General features: G+C 60.1%; 11 protein-coding genes. 2 read left to right on the forward strand and 9 right to left on the reverse strand.

Annotated features, from left to right (window positions below; genetic code table 11):
* Positions 1-74: 74 nt before the first annotated feature.
* The 3 genes from AC1EJ1_RS04505 to ppdK form a co-directional block, all read right to left on the reverse strand.
* Complete coding sequence (locus tag AC1EJ1_RS04505; protein WP_058237786.1) at positions 75-746, reverse strand: iron transporter; 672 nt, start codon at positions 744-746, stop codon at positions 75-77.
* Entirely contained in the window at positions 743-2,410 is a 1,668-nt protein-coding gene (locus AC1EJ1_RS04510) for an FTR1 family iron permease (RefSeq protein WP_443592065.1), read from the reverse strand. The genes AC1EJ1_RS04505 and AC1EJ1_RS04510 overlap by 4 nt, the downstream gene beginning before the upstream one ends.
* A 780-nt stretch (positions 2,411-3,190) precedes the next feature.
* Positions 3,191-5,902 carry a pyruvate, phosphate dikinase gene (gene ppdK / locus AC1EJ1_RS04515; RefSeq protein WP_480295397.1) on the reverse strand — a complete coding sequence of 904 codons (2,712 nt, stop codon included), beginning with the start codon at positions 5,900-5,902 and terminating at the stop codon, positions 3,191-3,193.
* Between the two features lie 306 nt (positions 5,903-6,208).
* On the opposite strand from ppdK, the gene AC1EJ1_RS04520 reads away from it, so the two are divergent.
* Positions 6,209-6,484 carry a PspC domain-containing protein gene (locus AC1EJ1_RS04520; RefSeq protein ID WP_480294465.1) on the forward strand — a complete coding sequence of 92 codons (276 nt, stop codon included), beginning with the start codon at positions 6,209-6,211 and terminating at the stop codon, positions 6,482-6,484.
* A gap of 207 nt (positions 6,485-6,691) precedes the next feature.
* Here the strand turns inward: AC1EJ1_RS04520 and AC1EJ1_RS04525 are convergent, their stop codons facing one another.
* Positions 6,692-8,125 carry an FHA domain-containing protein gene (locus AC1EJ1_RS04525; protein WP_480295398.1) on the reverse strand — a complete coding sequence of 478 codons (1,434 nt, stop codon included), beginning with the start codon at positions 8,123-8,125 and terminating at the stop codon, positions 6,692-6,694.
* A gap of 2 nt (positions 8,126-8,127) precedes the next feature.
* Complete coding sequence (locus tag AC1EJ1_RS04530; RefSeq protein ID WP_480295399.1) at positions 8,128-9,471, reverse strand: hypothetical protein; 1,344 nt, start codon at positions 9,469-9,471, stop codon at positions 8,128-8,130.
* Between the two features lie 108 nt (positions 9,472-9,579).
* Here AC1EJ1_RS04530 and eccCa point away from each other — a divergent pair, with 108 nt between their 5' ends.
* Positions 9,580-13,623: a type VII secretion protein EccCa gene (gene eccCa / locus AC1EJ1_RS04535; RefSeq protein ID WP_480295400.1), complete on the forward strand. Its 4,044-nt coding sequence runs from the start codon at positions 9,580-9,582 to the stop codon at positions 13,621-13,623.
* Positions 13,624-13,743: 120 nt separating this feature from the next.
* Here eccCa and AC1EJ1_RS04540 read toward each other — a convergent pair whose 3' ends face one another.
* The 4 genes from AC1EJ1_RS04540 to AC1EJ1_RS04555 form a co-directional block, all read right to left on the reverse strand.
* Positions 13,744-15,252, reverse strand: a complete 1,509-nt coding sequence (locus AC1EJ1_RS04540; RefSeq protein ID WP_480295401.1) for an FHA domain-containing protein — start codon at positions 15,250-15,252, stop codon at positions 13,744-13,746.
* Positions 15,252-16,199, reverse strand: coding sequence for a PP2C family protein-serine/threonine phosphatase (locus AC1EJ1_RS04545; protein WP_074026241.1), 948 nt, complete (start codon positions 16,197-16,199; stop codon positions 15,252-15,254). Before AC1EJ1_RS04545 ends, AC1EJ1_RS04540 begins: the two co-directional genes overlap by 1 nt.
* A 126-nt stretch (positions 16,200-16,325) precedes the next feature.
* The gene (locus AC1EJ1_RS04550; protein ID WP_285016010.1) at positions 16,326-17,648 is read right to left on the reverse strand and encodes a S8 family peptidase; all 1,323 of its coding nucleotides are present in this window, start codon (positions 17,646-17,648) and stop codon (positions 16,326-16,328) included.
* A 59-nt stretch (positions 17,649-17,707) separates the two neighbouring features.
* Complete coding sequence (locus AC1EJ1_RS04555) at positions 17,708-19,126, reverse strand: hypothetical protein (RefSeq protein ID WP_285016009.1); 1,419 nt, start codon at positions 19,124-19,126, stop codon at positions 17,708-17,710.
* Positions 19,127-19,169: the final 43 nt, after the last annotated feature.

A 19,169-nucleotide genomic window follows, 5' to 3' on the forward strand; every position in this document is an offset into this window, starting at 1 on the left:
ACGCACCAAGCTGGGGCCGGGTGCGCAAGCACCCTGCCCCAGCTCATACGTTTAACAAATGGTGCAGGTCAGGCTCACCATTCGACAGCGGTTGGATCCCACTGGAAGTTCTTGAACGTTGCAACCAGCGGCTCAGTCCAGTAGCGGCCGGTCACACCAGTGGTCTTGTCGACGTGCAGCATCCAGCCGTCCTTTTCAGGAGACTCGATGGTGATTTCAACGTCGTAGGTGCCTGCATCCAGCTTGGGCAGGTTCAGGCCGTAGTGCGGGCCGTCGTTGGCAACCATCGGCATGAAGGCGCCTTCCTGCACGACATCCTTGGTGCCTGCCTTGTACAGCTTGTAGGTCACGGTCAGGCCGGGAATGAAGTCGCCGACGCCGTAGCCCAGGTCGTTTTCACCAGCTGCAATGTCAGCTTCGAGGTGCATGGATGATTCCTCTTTGGGAACACCCATCTGAGGCTCCATGTCAACGGGCTGGAAGTAGACGCCGCCGACCTTCACGCGGTCGTTGTCCAGGTAAATGTCATCGCCGAGCGGATTTTCCTGGAAGCCTGCGTCTTCACCTGGGGCAGCCGCTGCGTCGCCACCAGCGCTTTCAGCAGCGTCGCCTGCAGCGGACTGAGTGGTGGAGTTGTCAGAGGCGCCGCTCTCATTGGTTGATCCCTGCTGTGAGCAGGCACCGAGCGTACCGGCAACAACGAGTGCAGTCAGAGCAGCACCGACTTGACGTAAACGAATTTTCATTGAACTGTCTCCGTTTTATCTTCAGATGGGGTGGCATTATCGGCTGCAGCCTGCGCCCGATTACGTCGGGAGCCCCAAACGAACAGGCCGATAATGATCAGGAGAACGAGACCTTGAGCAGCCAGGTTCTCGACTCTGGGATAGATTCCCAGAAGATCTATGGTGGGCGCCCCGTTGATTGGTGTCAGCGGGAACACGTCAGCTTCCTGTAGCTCCTTGATACCGGAGCCGGTGAATGTGATCGCCATGATCGCCAGCAGAATCGATGTGACGATGAAGAATGGTCGCAGCGGGATTCTGACAGCCAGCAGTCGGATCATCAGGTAGACGATGACCAGGCACACAGCGCCTACGCCCAGACCGACCCACACGTAATGCACCTGGTTGCCAGCTTGGGCGATGACAGGAAGGTAGAACAGGATTGTTTCTGCGCCTTCACGGAAAACCGCGAGGAATGCGATGAAGGCCAGTGAGAACAGGGAGCCCTGCGACAAGGAGCGCTCCGTCTTCGACTTGATGAACCGATCCCAGGCCGCCTGGCTTGACTTGCCGATCATCCAGTTGGACACCCAGATGAGCATGGCCACAGCCAGCAGTGCTGTGAGGCCTTCGATGAGTTCTTGGTTATGTCCGGCAAGTGCCGTGATGTTGCTCAGCAGCACAGCCAGCACAATGGAGCACACGATGGCGACTCCGGTGCCGGCCCACACGACTTTGGTCTTGTCACCGTGGCCCGCTTTGATCAGGTAGGCGATGACAGCGCCGACAACAAGGATTGCCTCGAAGCCTTCACGCAAGATGATGAGGAAGGCGGGCAGGAATGCGGACAGCCATGGGCTGCTTTCGGTCGCACCTGTTCCTTCGTACCCATCGAGGGTGTTGGCATCTTCACGAATGTAGTTCTTCAGCGTGGTGGCGTGCTGGTCGACAACGTCAGCATTGCCATCGTTCATCGCCTTTTTCAGCAGCGAGAATTCCATCTCCACTGTCGACACGCGAGTGCCGGAGATACGCGCCATGACCTGCTTTTCAAATCCGAGAGTTTCGTATCGCTGGTAGTACGCCACGTTCACGGTGTCCTTGCCAGCTTCAATGTCACCGTTCTTGAAGTGGTCCACGGCCTCATCGAGGATGCCGTTCATTTCCTTGGCGACCTGGCCCCACGGTCCGGGGCTGTATGACTCGCCGTCGGCTGAGCCGCCGTCAAGGGTTGCCGCGTCTTCAACCAGCATGGTCTTGAGGGTGTCGGCGTGCTGAGTCACTCCCGCATCGTCACCGTCACTCATGGCTTTCTTCAGCAGCGAGAATTCCATCTCCACTGTCGACACGCGTGCACCGGAGATACGCGCCATGACCTGCTTTTCAAAGCCAAGCGTCTCATAGCGCTGGTAGTACGCCACATTGACGGTGTCTTTACCGCCTTTTGCGTCACCTCCCTGGTATTTCTCCACTGCGTCGTCCAGAATCGAGCCCATCTCTTTGGCCACGGAGCTCCATGAGTCGTGTGCCGGTTGTTCTGCTGAGATGAGTGTGGATGCTGGGGCTGGTTGCGCATGAGCGGGCAGTGCCAGCATTGCCATAAGGATTGCCATTAACGCTACGACGCATGCCACACCGACTAGGCGCTGTGGCTCAATGCGATGCTCGAGTCGAGCTGTGCTCACGATGTGAGCCTCCCTTATTTCGTAAGTTAAGCTTCCGACCGCTGGCGACAAGACCAATCGACGTGCCTGACTTTTCTTCTTTGCTGCTCAACGCAGTATAACTTAGGTGCCACTAACTTTACTAGCATCGTGCTCAGTCTCATTGGTTCCGTTTTGGCAACAGAACAGCCATTTTTGCGACACTTCAGGATTTTTTGTCTTTTCGTCACACCGGCATGACTTCGCTCACCATTGAGCAGTCGAGGCACATCGACGAGGGCGCCCGCTGGCCCCGCCCCCGGCCATGTCACTCCAGGACAAGGAGCGCACCATGCCCTGGATTCAGCCTTCACACGTGCACAACTCACTAAATCTTCTGCGCCCACATACACGACTTACTTAATCCTCTGCGTACACATGCACAACTCACTAAAAAGTCTCCAATTTCTGCACAATCCCCTTGATCAACAGTGGATAGGGACGCCCTCGACAATCCAAATACCCCGTGACCAGCGTGTTTGAAAATCGGCCGAAATGGCGGGGCGTTAAATTTAGTAAGTCGTGCAGGCCAAAGGGCCAATTTTAGTGAGTCGTGCATCTGGGGCGCTTAGTTTTAGTAAGTCGTGCACCCCGGCGGCCCGCCACACCACCGGCCCGCCACACCGCCACGCGAAAACGCGAAGGGCTGTACCCGGCAGTGATACCAGGTACAGCCCTTGCAGCTGATGCACCGACAGACAGCTCATCGACGCGGCCGACGCGGCCGGCGTGACGGCGCTGCCTGAACAGGTGCGGCGCGGATCAGTTCTCTTCGGAGGCCACCGCGGCGCGGCCTGCTTCCAGACGCGCAACGGGGACGCGGAACGGGGAGCACGACACGTAGTTCAAGCCCACTTTCGAGAAGAAGTGGATGGAGGCCGGGTCGCCGCCATGCTCGCCACACACGCCGAGCTTGATTTCCGGCTTGGTGGAACGGGCACGCTCAACGCCTTCACGCACCAGGGCACCCACACCGTGCTGGTCGATTGTCTCGAACGGAGAGACGCCGAAGATGCCGGCATCGATGTACTCGGGGAAGAACACGCCTTCCACGTCATCGCGCGAGAAGCCCCAGGCGGTCTGGGTCAGGTCGTTCGTGCCGAATGAGAAGAAGTCGGCTGCGTGTGCCAGATCCTCAGCGGTCATGGCTGCGCGAGGCAGCTCAATCATGGCGCCAATTGTCACACCCGACAGGTCAACGTTCTTGTCCTTGGACACCGCTGCGATAATCTCTTCAGCCGATTCGCGGATCAGCTGAAGTTCACGCTCGGATGCGACCAGCGGAACCATGACCTCCGGATGCGGGTGCAGCCCGCGTGCAACAAGTTCGGCAGCAGCTTCGCACAGTGCGCGGATCTGCAATTCGAACAGGCCTGGCAGGTAAATGCCCAGGCGGACGCCACGCAGACCCAGCATCGGGTTGTCCTCATGCATACGGCGCACGGTGGCCAGCATCTTCTCATCAGCTGGATCAACCGTCTCGCCCTTGGCCTTGGCCACGGCAAACTTGATTTCCATGCTGGTCAAATCCGGCAGGAACTCATGCAGCGGCGGGTCAATCAGACGCACCGTCATCGACTTGTCATCCATAACCTCGAGCATCTCGAGGAAGTCCTGCTTCTGCAGTTTCTCCAGCTCATCGAACGCATCCTGACGATCCTTCGATCCGGCTTCAGACAGGATGGCGCGCTCAACCAGCGGGCGACGATCACCCAGGAACATATGCTCGGTGCGGCACAAGCCGATACCTTCCGCTCCGAACTCGAGCGCGCGACGTGAGTCTTCAGGAGTATCCGCATTGGCGCGCACATGCAGGCGACGTACCTCGTCAGCGTGCACCAGAATTCGGTCAACAGCTGCAATCAGCTCACGCATATCCGCATCATCGCCAGCAACCTCCAGGCCCGCCTCCAGTCCGTGCGACAGATAGGTCGTCACAGGTGAATCCGAAACCGGAACGTCACCAAGGAAAATTTCACCGGTGGATCCGTCGATGCCGATCGTGTCTTCAGAGGTCAGAACACGACCATCCACCTTGACGGTTCCGGCGGCGGCATCAATATCCAGCGCGTCAGCGCCCACCACAGCGGTCTTGCCCATGCCACGTGCCACAACAGCTGCGTGAGAGGTCTTGCCACCACGGGCGGTCAGGACACCCTCGGCGGCAACCATACCGGGCAGATCATCAGGGTTCGTCTCACGACGAACCAGCACACACTTCACTCCATCGCGGGCCGCAGCTTCAGCCTGAGCGTTGTCAAAGACAATCTTTCCGACTGCCGCACCGGGAGATGCAGGCATGCCGCGGGCGATCAGTTCCTTCTGTGCGCTCGCATCAAACTGCGGGAACATCAACTGAGTGAGCTGGTCACCAGTAACGCGGCCGAGGGCTTCGTCGCGGGTAATCATCTTCTCGTCAACCAGCTGGGTGGCAACACGGAAGGCGGCGGCGGCAGTGCGCTTGCCAACGCGGGTCTGCAGCATCCACAGCTTGCCGCGCTCGATGGTGAACTCAATGTCACACAGGTCGCGATAGTGAGTTTCAAGCTTGCGCATGATGGCACGCAGTTCCTGGTACGACTTGGGATCGCGCTCTTCCAGAGCTGACAGCTGCAGAGTGTTACGAATGCCGGCCACGACGTCTTCGCCCTGAGCGTTCGGCAGGTAGTCGCCGTACACGCCTGAGTGTCCGGTGGAAGGGTCGCGGGTGAAGCACACGCCCGTACCGGAGGTGTCACCCATGTTGCCGAACACCATGGTGCAGATGTTGACGGCGGTGCCCAGATCATCCGGAATGCGCTCGCGACGACGGTAGATGCGTGCACGCTCCGTGTTCCATGAACGGAAAACAGCCTCGGTGGCCATGTCCATCTGAGTGCGAGGGTCCTGTGGGAAGTCTTGGCCGGTGGCGTCACGCACGATCTTCTTGAATGTGTCAACCAGCGTGCGCATGTCCTCTGCGGTCAGGTCAACGTCGGCCTCAACGCCGCGTTCCTTCTTCAGTGAATCCAACGCGTCGGAGAACAGATCACCATCGATGTCCAGCACCGTCTTGCCGAACATCTGGATCAGGCGGCGGTAGGAGTCCCATGCGAAACGCTCTGATCCGGAAACTTTCGTCAGGCCTTCGACTGATTCATCGTTCAAGCCAATGTTCAGTACTGTTTCCATCATGCCGGGCATGGAGAATTTCGCGCCTGACCGGACCGAGACGAGCAGCGGGTCATCGCCTGCTCCGAGTTGGCGGCCCATGGTGTCTTCAACGCTACGCAGTGCTGCGGTCACCTCGGTCTCGAGGGTGTCTGGCACGCTTCCATCTTTCAGGTAAGCCCGGCAGGCTTCGGTGGAAATCGTGAATCCAGGCGGAACAGGCAAACCCAGTCGCGTCATCTCAGCGAGGTTTGCGCCCTTACCCCCGAGCAAATCCTTCATGGACTTGTTGCCCTCGGAGAAATCGTAAACATACTTGACCATCGAGGTCCTCATCTCTCGTTTCTCTCGTGACGCACCCGTCCTCGGGCGCCTTCGTGCCAACTGTACCAAAACTGGGACCTTGGTCACCGCGCGCAGGCCTTGAAAGCGCTGAAAGCTTCCACAATTCGCCAGAAGAATAATTCCGTCCGCTCACCGCCTCGCCCACCGGCTCCTCATTGGCGAGGGCGACCGCGCATCTGCGAAGGGGCTGCCAGGGCGAAAGTGGACGAATGCTCGGGTGCCTCAGGGAGATCTCAGGGCTTTCCCCGATAGCGCTCAATGCCTGTTATCAGGTGGAATGGTTCCATGAATGAACAAGTCACAACGGGTTACTCTCGCAGGGTTTTCAGCCGAGACACTCAGCATCGTTTTCTCGGAGGTGTATGCGCTGGTATCGCCCGATACCTTGGTTGGGATCTGATCCTTGTGCGCCTGCTGTTTATCGCAACGCTGCCGCTTCCTGGGTCAGGCATCATGCTCTACCTCATATTGTGGTTCGTCATGCCTGCCGATGATGAGGGCGCCGCTTACCCGAGTGACATTCCTGTCACTGCCGAACCTGCCGTTCATAGCACCCGCTGACGCCTCGCCACTGTCGCACCAGGGGAACTGTTCGATCTTTTCGCCCTCCTGCACGCGCTATTTTCCTGACTTAAGCTCGTCCATCATTCATCACGGCGATACCGACTACGTATTTCGTTGAGACCCCGCTGACACGAAGTTCTCGCCCACGTCAGCCGATGATCCGCAGTGGCAGTCAGACAGTCCGGGAGCTCCCCACTAGAGCCATCACTGGTGACTGTGGGGCGAGTTGATGGTGATCGACCGTTCTCCAGCACGAAGTGTTGCGCCAATTGGGACAGCCTGACGATTTCCTCGCTCCAGTTCAAACACTGAACCGTCAGGTAACGTGACCGACGTGCCGTTCGCAGAAAAAGCATCCTCCACCCACACTCCGCCGGGAGCAGGACCCAAGCGCAGATGAGTGCGAGACAGTGAGCGCGTTGAGTCCTCGACAGTGACAGCACGTTCACTCGGTGACATCGTGACAGGTGCGCGTCCAATGACTGTCGTACCAATCACCGCTTCTTTCTCACCTGAATCGAATACCAGCCATATTTCAGCGTTCTTCTGATCATGCTGCGTGTCAGGCTTCGGCGTGCCGGCTCGATCCAGCTGCTCCTCCGGTGCAGGTGCAGAAGTGTCGTCACTATTCTCTGGCTTCTCGACTCCGGCGGCAGACTGGCTAGCCAGCGGAACTGCAGCCGAATTTGAAGCAATCGGCTCCGGATGAGCCACGTCAGGAGCAGGTTGCGCTGGCGCTGCTGGTGGAACGATAACGGAGAAGCCATCGGGCTGGGCTGACTGGGCCGGTGTCACCTCAGGCTGTGCCAGTGGGTCGGGTGCTTCCTGGGGATGAGCCTGGCGCGGAGCCAACGACGGTTTGGGCTGTGACGGAACGGCAAAGGATCCCGCACCTGTCGGTTTCAGCCCGGGAGATGACAGGCTCGGCATCCACATGCCAAACGAGCGCTGGCTCTGCTGTGAACCAGCCTGCTCCTGTGGTTGCGGCTGAGGTGCCGGTGGCATCGACGGTCCGGGGACTCGCGCGTCACCCTCGTCCATCGGGTGCGACGAGGGTGAGGCTGGCCCAGTCCAGCCGGTGTTCTCCGATGTCAGTGTGTGAGTAGTCTGCCGGCCATAGGCGTCGGGGGCCGTTGTCGGGCGCCTGAGCGGTGAGCGCAAATCAAGTGTCGCCGTACCCGCGAGCGAATCAACCCAATCGCGGCCATCTTTACCCAGCCACACCACGATCACAGGCCCGATAACCGTGACGTGCAGTAAACCGATGATGGCGCTGCGAATTCCCTGACGTTTAAGTCCCGGTGCGTGATCCGTACCCGCTGCGACCGCGACGGTACGTGTGGCCAGTGCTCCCAAGGTGCGTCCGGTACGGGCGCGCACAAGCGTCAGAACCAGGAACAGTTCCAGCACGATAGTGCCGACGAAGATAAGAGACGGTCGGATGAACCATGCAAGCGCTGCACACGCCCAGATCATCAGCAGGTCGATCATGTACGAGCCGACCCGCAGGTTTCGCGACGCCGGGTTACCACTGGAGGTGGGGGCGCTTCTTTGCGAGGAGGGACGTGATTGCGTTCCGCGCGGTATCTGCGTGCGCATCGGGCTTTGAGCTGGTGCAGTGGAAGGAATAGACGTCATAGTTACGATGCCACCTGTCGGATCACGTCAAATAAGCCGGTAGAGAATACGGCGCACGGCAAGATGAACACCAGTGAAATTGACTGGGCAATGTCTCCGACCCGGCCGAGGAACGCGGCGCCCTCGTCACGGCGTGAGACCAGCATGGCCGCGCACACCACTGCGATGCCGCTGATTGCCAGCATCCCGCCAACGCCAAGAGGTCCTGCCACCTGTTGCCCCGTCGGGGACATGATGAGCGCGCCCGCCAGAGCCGTTGCGCATACGCGCGGGCCGATGCGAAATGCTTTCGAACGCGTATTGCGGGGCGTAAGTGAGAGGGCAAGAATTGCGCACACAACCGTCGCAGTGCCGACGCGTCCGTGCCACGAGGTCAGGTCAACTCGGCTCGCCACCGTTGGAATCGTGACGCAAACCGCCACACAACAGATGATGACCAGCGTATCCAGAATCCCGGATGCCTCCCGCACGGTGCGCTCCACACGTGCATGCGTGATCCGCGAGGGTGATGCCACTTTCGCTTGACGCACCGCAGGCGCTGACGTGGTGACCAGTGGGAGGTCGAGGAGCTGCGTTTCAGGAATCCGCACCGCTGTCTGAGGCACAATCGCCAGGGCCAACACCAGCAACGCCAAGCCGATCGGCATGATCGTGGACCACGGAATCTGGAACGCCGTGGTCATGGACAGCACAGCAGCTAACACACCGAAAGCGACAGCGCTGGCCGCCGCCGAAGGCAGGCGAGTCGTCAGCCAATACAGAAGCGATACTCCAAACGCAACCCAACACAGCATGGGGGGTGCAAGAACGATGGAAACGGGGGCCTGCGGAGGAAGCAACGCCAGGGATGCCACGCCGATGAAGGAACTCAGCGCCAGGCAGGCTGCGGTTCCCGCGTGCAGACGACCTCGGAAAATCAGGGGATGAATCAGGAGGATCGACACGATGCCGGCACCAATGCGCACGCCTTGTGGAATCATGGCGGACCGTGCCACCAGTGGGGCGATAATGCAGGCCGCTTCAAGCCCAACGACGGCAATCATGATGCCCACGATGCCCAGAAGGCGGTTGAACCAGGGGGCCTCGGCGTATTCACGGGCCCTGACTTGCGCCCGGTCGGACGCTAGTCCACTGGCGACCGACAGAATAGTGCCGGACGGAAGATCTCGTCCCAGCGCTTGAGAAGGGGACACCGGCTTGCCGCTCGGCAGCGTGATGCGGACGTCGCCCATCGACGTATCCACATTCATCATCGCAAGCAAGCCTGACACCGTCGTGCCGACAGGGACGGCGACATCTGACCGGGTACCAGCCTGCTCGATAGTGGCCTGCGCAACCGATGTCATAGGCTGTCCTGTCCTTCGAGCTGGTGAACCTCTCGTTCTATCCCCACTATCAAGATAATATGAGATGCGCATGCATTTCATGTCAAGACCACCATTTGAGGTGAAAATATGGCAGAAGAGGACGCATCCCCAGACCGGGTCAGCTCGCCGGAGCTGCCTGCGGGTACGATCCCGATCGAGGGGCCTCCGGATCAGGTTGAACCGCCTGGTATGGGCAATGTCCTGATGACGGTTGTCCCGATGTTCGGATCGATGGGTGTCATGATCTTTATGGTCATGAGTGCGAACAACAACCCGCGCATGCTCATGATGGGCGGCGCCATGGTTTTCGCGATGCTATCCATGGTCGGTTTCAATATCTACCGCCAGATCGGCGGGCACCGTCAAAAAGTGGTGACGACCCGCCGGGAATACCTCGCCTACCTGTCAGAAATGCGCCAGACCGTCCGCACTGCTGAGCGCAAACAGCGCGCCTATATCCGCTGGCACTTACCCGACCCGCTGGCTTTAACGCTGATTGCGCAGGACCGCGCCCGTCTGTGGGAACGAGCCCCAGGGGATGCTGACGCGCTCAACATGCGAATTGGCTCTTCAACACAAGCACTCTCAATGGATCTTGACGTACCTGAGCTTCCTCCGATGGCCAACCCCGACATCGTCTGCCATAGTGCGCTCAACCGGTTCGTGGAGACGTTTTCCAACATTGATCATGTGCCTTTCGGCGTCATGATCGGAGAATTCTCCCATATTGAGGTTGCAGGGCGGCACGATGTGGCCCGCGCGCAGGCACGTGCCATGCTGTGCCACCTGCTGACATTCATCGGTCCAGGCGCCCTGAAAGTCGCCGTGTTGTGCTCCGAGGAGGCACGCCCGCAGTGGGAGTGGGTCAAGTGGGCCCCGCATGCGCGTTCATCAGAGGAGCGGGACGCCCTCGGCCCTGCACGAATGATCACCAGCGACTACGCCGAACTGGAAAACCTGCTGGGTGAGGAGTTCACCACGCGCGGCACGTTCCGACCACGTGACGAAAACGTGCAGTGGCCGCACCTCGTGCTGATCGTCGACGATGCGAACATGCCGTCACAAACGCGCCTCGGGTCACTCGAAGGATGTCTGGGCGTCACCGTTATCAAGGTTCTCGAAAAGTGGGGACCGCTCGTCTCACGCAGCACGATGCGCCTGCTGATTCACCCGTACGAACACAAGGATCCTACCGATCGGCGAGTCATGGAAGTCGTGCTGATGGATCAGCGCCCCATCGTCGCCCAACCCGATGAGATGAGCATCGAGCAGGCTGAAGCACTGAGCCGACGCACCGCATTCTGGAGCGAAGGCGAGAAACGTTCCGCCGACAAACCTGCCGGCCGCTCAGACCCCGCACGTTCGGAAGACCTGATGACGCTGCTGCACCTGCCGGATGTGCGCGACTTCGATCCAGATAAGGAATGGAAGTACCGCACCGGGCGCGACTTGCTGCGTGTTCCGTTCGGTGTGACGCCCGAGGGGATCCCCGTCCTGCTGGACATCAAGGAATCAGCTCAGCAAGGTATGGGCCCGCATGGCCTGCTGATCGGTGCGACTGGTTCAGGTAAGTCTGAGGTACTCAGGACTCTGGTGCTGGCAATGGCGCTGACCCACTCCCCCGAGCAGCTCAACTTCGTGCTGGTTGACTTCAAGGGTGGCGCGACGTTCTGGGGAATGGGCAAGCTGCCGCACGTATCGGCCGTCATTTCCAACCTTGAGTCGGAACTGTTCCTGGTTGACCGTATGCAGGAGGCCCTGCGCGGCGAAATGGTGCGACGCCAGGAGCTGCTGCGAAAGGCCGGCAACTACGCCAACGTCACGGATTACGAGGCAGATCGGCGCGCCGGGAAACACGAGTATCCGCCGATGCCGGCACTGTTCATCATCCTCGACGAGTTTTCCGAACTGTTGTCGGCCAAACCTGACTTCATTGATCTGTTCGTACAAATCGGTCGTCTGGGGCGATCCATGTCGATCCACTTGCTGCTGGCCTCTCAGCGCCTGGAAGAAGGCCGTCTGCGCGGGCTGGATTCGCACCTGTCCTATCGCATGGGCTTGCGTACATTCTCCGGTCAGGAGTCACGTTCCGTGCTGGGTGTGACGGATGCGTATGAGCTGCCATCGATTCCAGGTGTCGGATATCTGAAGACCGGTACTGATCAGATGGTGCGTTTCCGCGCCTCGTATGTTGCCGCTCCCCCGCCGGCACGTTCCCACGCTCCACGCTCAGGCGAGCAGGCCGGCTCCCCCGAGTCGGCGCTCACGATCCTCCCGTTCACCTCCACTCCTCAGCTTTCGCTTGACGAGGATAACTCTGACCAGGATTCTGATCGCGAGCAGGAAGAAGCTCGCAACGAATATGTCGCCCCTGAGGACCGTCAGTGGGCGGATATGACACAGATGGATATTGCGGTTGCCAAGATGGTGGGTCACGGACCTGAAGCTCACCAGGTGTGGCTGCCGCCCCTGGATATTCCGGATACGTTGGACGCCCTCATGCCGGATCTGGATGCTGATCCGCGCCTGGGATTGGTTTCACAATCGTGGCGTGCGAAAGGCCGTCTGCGTGTCCCGATGGGCACCACTGACGTTCCGCTGGAACAGCGCCGTGAGACACTGGAATATGACCTGTCCGGCGCGGGTGGTCACATGGCCATTGTGGGTGGTCCACTGTCAGGTAAGTCCACCGCGCTGCGCACACTGGTCATGGCACTGTCGTTGACGCACACACCGCAGGAAGTCCAGTTCTACATCATTGATCTGGGCGGCGGCACCTTCTCAGCCTTTGCGGACGCACCCCACATCGCTGGCGTGGCGACGCGTGATACCCCCGACGTCCTCAACCGTATGCTTGCCGAGATCGAGTCCATCATCGTCGACCGTGAACGCTATTTCCGCGCGAATCGAATCGACTCCATCTCCACGTACCGGCAGGGACGCGCTGAGGGGCGTTTCGACGACGGATACGGTGATGTGTTCCTGGTCGTTGACGGGTGGGCGATCCTGCGCAGCGACTTCGAGGATCTCGATATGCGAATCCAGGCGATGTTGCCGCGAGCTCTGTCGTTCGGCGTCCACCTGATAGTCGCGACATCACGCTGGATGGATATGCGTCAGCAGGTGCGTGACGTCATGGGATCAAAGCTGGAGCTGCGGCTGGGCGACGTCACCGATTCTGAAGTCAACCGCAAGGTTGCGGCTACGGTGCCGGAGGGTCGTCCAGGGCGCGGCTTGGAAATGGGCGGCCACCACGTCCTCGTCGCATTGCCGAGGGAGGACGGTGACCACGACGTATCGTCCATGTCAGCCGGCATTACCGCAACGCTTGAGCGCATCGCAAAGGCTGCTCCCGCACCGGGTCCGAAACTGCGCCTGTTGCCCGAACGCATCACGGTGGAGGAAGTCCAGCAACTGGAGGGCGCGCAGGACCGCGAGGGATTGCTGCTCGGCGTGGAAGAATCCCGACTGGGCCCATGGGTCTTCGATCCTGCCCACGAATCGCACCTGTACCTGTATGGCGATTCCAAGTCCGGCAAGACCACATTCCTGCGCACTGTCGCTCGTGAAATCATGCGCACGAGTACACCGAAACAGGCCCAGATCTTCCTGGTTGACTACCGCCGCACCCTGCTCGGGGAGGTTCCCGAGGAGTACCTTGCGGGTTACATGACCACGCGTGATGATGCGACAGCGACAATCAATGATCTGGCTGAGTATCTGCGCACCCGACTGCCCAGTGACTCTGTGACAACTGAGCAGCTCCGTAACCGCTCCTGGTGGCAGGGCGCCGAGGCGTGGCTGCTGGTCGATGACTACGATCTGGTTGCCACACAGTCAGGTAACCCGCTGATCGCCCTCCAACCGTTACTTGCTCAGGCTGTGGATGTGGGTCTTCACGTCATCGTGAGCAGACGAATGGGCGGTGCTTCGCGCGCTGCCTTCGAACCTGTCCTTCAGGCACTGTCTGAACTCGGTACCACTGGTTTGATGCTGTCCGGCAGCCCTGATGAGGGCGCGGTCATTGGCCGCATCAAGCCGAAGCGCCTGGTAGCCGGTCGTGCCCAGATCGTGTCACGCGACGCGGGACTCGTGATGGGTCAATTGGCGTGGACGGATCCGATCGCGTGACCTGGGTCTGCTGCGCCGACCCGATTGCAGTGCCGGCCCGGTTGCAGGTGCGCGACTGGGTTCTAGCCAGATGATCTGCGCGTGGCGCAAAACGCGGGGTGTCGGCTGCTGCCCGGCTGGTCAGCCCTGCGGCGGGGCGTAACGCATCGCCGGTGTTTCAACGACGCGGAACTCCACGCTGAGCCCCTCCCCCAGGTCGATGCGATCGCGGTCGAATAGGACTACTGGATCCCACGTGGCGACACGGCTGACTTGCCCGTTTTCGTGTACGACTGTCGTGCCGTTAGCAGATCCCAGATCCATCACGGCCCACCGTTCAGGGCCTTGCGGCATGACGATGCAGTGTGACCGAGATATTTCCCCCTGCGGGCTGGGCACGCGAAGTGTTGTGGCAGGTGGGCGCCCTGTAATGACGCGCGAGTTCGGATCTCGACCAATGACCACATCCCGGGTGAGTTCAACAGGCGCTCCACCGGCATAGACGAGGTAAGCACTGAGTCGCGTGTGCGGTGTCTCAGGTGGGAGTGGAGACGGCGGAGGACCCGGGTATCCGTTCGGGGCCGCAAAATCATAGGGGCGTCCCTGAAAGGAACTGTCAGCAAATTGGGTGCCGCTGCTCGCACTGTCGGGGCTCTGCGACCTGGCTGATGGTTGAGCGGTGGGTGCCGCAGGCTGCGCAGCATAACGCACGGTGTGAGGTGCCTGGGGGCCCTGGCCCGAATCCAGTGAGTCCTTCGAGTCGCGACGTGGCTGGTTTTGTTCGCGTTGACGGCGCATCTGTTCGAGCATTTCAGGCGTCATCGTTTTTTCGAGCGATTCAGGGTTGAACCCTTCGGGAACGTCACTCGGAGCGGGTCCAGACGGCGTTGCCAGCTTGGCAGGGCCGTCAGGCACGTCACTGGCAGCAGGCGCAGCAGGGGTGACTGGTGCAGCAACCCCGGCAGGTCCGACAGGCGGTGCCGGGTCACTTGGAGGTGTCGGCTCAGCATCCACGCTGCTCGCGGTATTGTCACCATCGACGAGAGGTTTCTCGTTCGGCTCAGGTGACACGTCATGAGGTGACGCGTCGCGCTCTGAGGCATCGTCACGATCTACTGCATCGAGAGGCGAGGACACCGGATCGAAGTAACCGATGCGCACTCGGCGAGCCTGAGCCGCGCCTGTGACAAGCGGCAGCCACGGATCACGGCGCTGCCCATCAGCGATGCCATCTGCCTGGTCCGTGTCATTGCTGTCAGCATCAGGCTGATCCAGTTCGCCAGAGCCGAACTCGATCTCGATGGCGTCCCAGTGTGAAGAATCGGCCTGCACACCTTCGGACGTGATGCGCGAGGAGCGAACCTGCGGTTGGCCTGCTGCTTCAGAATCCGTCACCGGGCTCGCGCTCCAGGTCCGAATCGAACATTCGGGATGCGCATAGAGCTGCACCTGGTCCCCGCGAGTATCAGCGACGAAAACGCGTCCGCCTTGTGCACGAATCGATTCGAGCAGCTCGCCGGGGTCCCCCTCGTTCATGACACACGTCAGTGCGGCGTTCAGGCATTCAGAGGACACCAATGCCGTGCCGAACGGGCCGTTGACGGCGACAAACCCATGCCCTTGGGTGGATACGCGTCCAACCTGCCACATCAGATGGTTTCCTCCGCGGACGAAGGAACCTCGTCGCCCGCTTGTTCGGCCGCATCACTGCCTGGCTGACGGCGAATCGTCTGCGTAGAGGAAGGACGCGCAATGCCGACGGTACGTTCAAACGGATTGACGGAATCGTCAGCTGGCCACGGCGGATTCACGGATTCAACGAAAATCGTCACAACCGTCGCGTTGTCGCGTGTCTGCCGCTCCAGCGCCGCATCCACCAGCGCATTTGCCGCGCGTTGAGCATCATCTGACTGAGTAACGATGCGAACCATCTCCGCGTCGTCAATCGCCGAGTGCACTCCATCTGAGCAGATCACCACCCTGTCCCCAGGCGCGATCGTCGTCACGGTGAAGTCTGCCTGGGGCAGGCCCGGCATTCCGCCACCCAGGGCGCGTGTGATGATATTGGCTGCGGGGAGTTCGTCTGGTGACCATTGAGCGTCACGCGCTTCCTGCCGGGCCGAATGGTCTTTCGTCATGGCCCGGATCTGCCCATCGTTTATAAGGTACGTACGTGAATCGCCTACATTGAAGACAAGCCATTGGGGCCGCTCCTCGTGACTGGCGATGAGAACCCCCGTCAGGGTCGTGCCCGGCGCACCGGCCAGCACAATATTCGCCAGGTCTTTGTCCTCGTCGGACATGGACGAGGGGGTGGCCAGGGCCATCACTGCCTGCGCGGCGACGGAAATGGCATGATCAAGGTCGTTCACATCGGCTTCGCGGCCATTGAGAGCATCGCCGGACAGTGCGCCAGTGAAAGCCTGGATCGCCACTTCGGAGGCACGTCCGCCACCTGCATGTCCACCCATACCGTCTGCTACTGCGTAGAGAGGGGGCTGTGCTGCCCAATGGTCCTCATTGTCGGGGCGCGGACCCTGATCGGTTGCTGCTCCCCACCGCGTGCGTACAACGCTACCGAGACGAGATAGGTCCATGGCATACCTCTTCCTGTCGGATGTTCACTCCGAGTTTTTCACGTCTGGGCTCAAATTCATAGAGTTTGTGTGCCAGGAAGATCGATTGCCGCATCGACTGCGCCTCAGCTGCGTCCCTGGCTGCTCTTAGAATGGCTGCTGACGTGGAGTGCCGGTCCGAGGCGAACGCGCGCGGGCAACAAGCACGACGACCACAATTATGACGACAAAGACGACTGCACCTACTGCAATCCAGATGCCAAGCGGTATGCCATTGGACTGGCCGGCCCCGTCTGATGGTGCGGACTGAGGCAGTTGGCTGGCGTCAGACTGGCTGGCACCTGACTGCCCCGATTGGGTAAAGCGCGGTGAGGTGCCGGGCTGCCATTGATCGCCGTATTCGGGACGTGCAAAAGCGTCGTCTGCGCGCCCGCGATACACGTAGTCCTTGTCTCCGACATCTATCGTGAAGAAGGGGTCAATGAGGCCGTCGCGGTAATCGGCTCGCAGCTGATCATCAGGGCCGTGATCTGATTTGTGCAGCAGGGGGTTTTCGTCCTTGAAACGGGTTGGATCGGCGTTGAGGAACTCATGCAGCTGCGGAACTCCAAAACCAATCTGCTCATCCCAGTCTTCACGACCTGTGGACCACGAAAAAGCGTTGAGCACTTCGTACGGCGTCGCCTCGGGCCACTTCTGCATACCCAATGCCAGCATGCCGGCAGCCATTGGAGCTGAAAACGAGGTTCCACATGCATCAGGTGTAATGACCGTGAGGTTGCCGTCAGGGTCCGGATCGCGAAGCGTGATCTGTTCACCGGGAAGGACCACGTCCAATCCCTCGCCGTGGGAAGAAAACGTTGAGCGGTTGCCTTCAAAGTCAGATGAGCCCACAGCCAGCACACCGTTATCTGCGGCGATATCGATAGGGAAATCCTCTTTATTGCCGGCAGCTGCCACCAGCAACACCTCGTGCAGCTCGGCGCGCATCGAGACATATTGGAGCAGCGAAGCGCTGCCACCGATCGTGATCACCACGATATCGGCGCCCGCGTTGATGGCGGCATTGATTGCACTGACCACGTTGTCCTGGGCAGCGCAATGCGTGGACAGGCCGTCACGGGACTCATTGAACAGCGACGTCACCGCAAAGTTCACGATTGTCGCACCGGGTGCCACGCCGTAATCCGGCGAGGCGACTACTGACGTGACGGCGGTTGCGTGTGACACTTCAATAGGTTCGAATGCGGCGTCAGAGCACATTGCCTCGTGAGCGGCGATGTCGGCACCGGCCAGTTCCGGCACTCCCGTATCGGCCAGTCCGTCCACGATTCCGATCGTGATGCCGGACCCATCCAGCCCCTGCGAGCGCGCCTCGTCCAACCCTAGATAGTCCTCGTAGGCCTGGTCGCGAATTGTGTCATCGCCGTGGGCGGGGACGCCCACCATGCACAGCAGAGCGATGAGCACTGCTGATAGGCAGAGGCTGAGACTTCTGAGGGGGCGAGTTGATCGAATCGGGAAACTACTCACCAACGATCCTCGATCTCGCTTTCACTGGCATGTAGATCCTCCGCTGAACCTGCTCCTGACTGTTCTGATTCGTATGGTTCTGAAGCTGCGTCTTCTTCCAAACGGAATACATCGTATCCCACGAGCGCGGATTTTCTCTCGCTGTTGTCAGAGCCGGCACCGGTACCGCCCATGGGTGCCATAAAGCCTCGTCCCATTCCGCCTCGACCTGCGGCAGCCGCAGCTGAAGAGTTGGCCGCACCACCTGCACCTTGAGCTCCAAAGCCTGTCGCGCCCCGGGCAGCCATTCCTCCAGCGCCACCTGTTGTGCCTTGCGCGGACATTCCTGCTGCACTTCCTCCAGCACCACCTGTTGTGCCTTGCGCGGACATTCCTGCTGCACTTCCTCCAGCACCACCCGAGGTGGACGATGACACGATTCCGCTGGCGGGAACTCCCCGCGAAAATGCGGCCGCTGCGTTCGGTCCGGCCAATGACAGTCCTGACAGACCTGATCCGCCGGCCCGGGCAGCCAAAGTGGCAGCTCCTGCTCCCAGCAGACCTCCTGCCATGACAGCCGTCGAGCCGCCTACTCCCAGACGACTTCCCTCCGCAGCGATTCCCTGATCGAGGAATGCACCGATACCCTTAGGGCGCGTTCCCTCCGGCAGATATCCCTTCAGGGGGCCGTCAGGTCTGATCGCACCATCAGGGGAGGAGCCTGACAGCGTTGCCTCATTGCGAGTTCCGCTTTCAAATGCCGTGGCACCTGAGTTGACGTCTCCGATGGACGCGCTCGACTCGCCTCGCATGTTCGACATCCACGAACCCAGTCCGTGACGTGTCTCAGATCCGGAGATCAACGGTATTCCTGCGCTCTGCCCGCGTCCACGAGAGCCGGTTCCATTTGGGTAGTCGTAATTCGCGTAGCCGACGCCCGATCCCGACCGTGAAGAATTATTCCCTGTGGAGGAGCCTCCTGACCTGTTCACTTGCTGGACTTTGGAGATCACGTTCTTAGCTGTTCGAGATGCCGCGAACAGGCCCTCATTCATTTTCGAAAGGATCTGGGCGGCTTCCGAATCGAGCTGGCTGATATCTTCAGGACGCTTGGGGCCTGCGCGGTGATACTCCGCGACAACCGTCTCACCCTCACGCGACGCCTCTCCGATAGCAACCTGCGCCTGAGAATAAGCCTTCGAATACGTCCTGACCGCGGCCGAGTAATCTTCCACCTTGCTCTGGCACCGCGATAGCCAACTCACAATGGCGTCATTGGTTTCGCCAGAAATATTCGTCCTGGCCTTATACGTGCTAATGATCTCGTTGCACTCATCGAGTTTTTCTGAAATCTTCTCGATCAACTCCGGCGTCTCCGCGCCTCGCACCGGAAGCTGCTGCACCGCTTCCAGTCGTTGGACGATTTCTCCAGCCATGATTCACCTATTCACTCCAGTAGTTCAACATGTGGAATCTCTC

The sequence above is a fragment of the Pauljensenia sp. C0170B4 genome (assembly GCF_056590235.1).

Coding starts and splice junctions, on each gene's coding strand:
- AC1EJ1_RS04505 (WP_058237786.1), bottom strand. CDS start 746: ATGAAAATTCGTTTACGTCAAGTCGGTGCTGCTCTGACTGCACTCGTT.
- ppdK (WP_480295397.1), bottom strand. CDS start 5,902: ATGGTCAAGTATGTTTACGATTTCTCCGAGGGCAACAAGTCCATGAAG.
- AC1EJ1_RS04520 (WP_480294465.1), top strand. CDS start 6,209: ATGAATGAACAAGTCACAACGGGTTACTCTCGCAGGGTTTTCAGCCGA.
- AC1EJ1_RS04525 (WP_480295398.1), bottom strand. CDS start 8,125: ATGACGTCTATTCCTTCCACTGCACCAGCTCAAAGCCCGATGCGCACG.
- AC1EJ1_RS04530 (WP_480295399.1), bottom strand. CDS start 9,471: ATGACATCGGTTGCGCAGGCCACTATCGAGCAGGCTGGTACCCGGTCA.
- eccCa (WP_480295400.1), top strand. CDS start 9,580: ATGGCAGAAGAGGACGCATCCCCAGACCGGGTCAGCTCGCCGGAGCTG.
- AC1EJ1_RS04540 (WP_480295401.1), bottom strand. CDS start 15,252: ATGTGGCAGGTTGGACGCGTATCCACCCAAGGGCATGGGTTTGTCGCC.
- AC1EJ1_RS04545 (WP_074026241.1), bottom strand. CDS start 16,199: ATGGACCTATCTCGTCTCGGTAGCGTTGTACGCACGCGGTGGGGAGCA.
- AC1EJ1_RS04555 (WP_285016009.1), bottom strand. CDS start 19,126: ATGGCTGGAGAAATCGTCCAACGACTGGAAGCGGTGCAGCAGCTTCCG.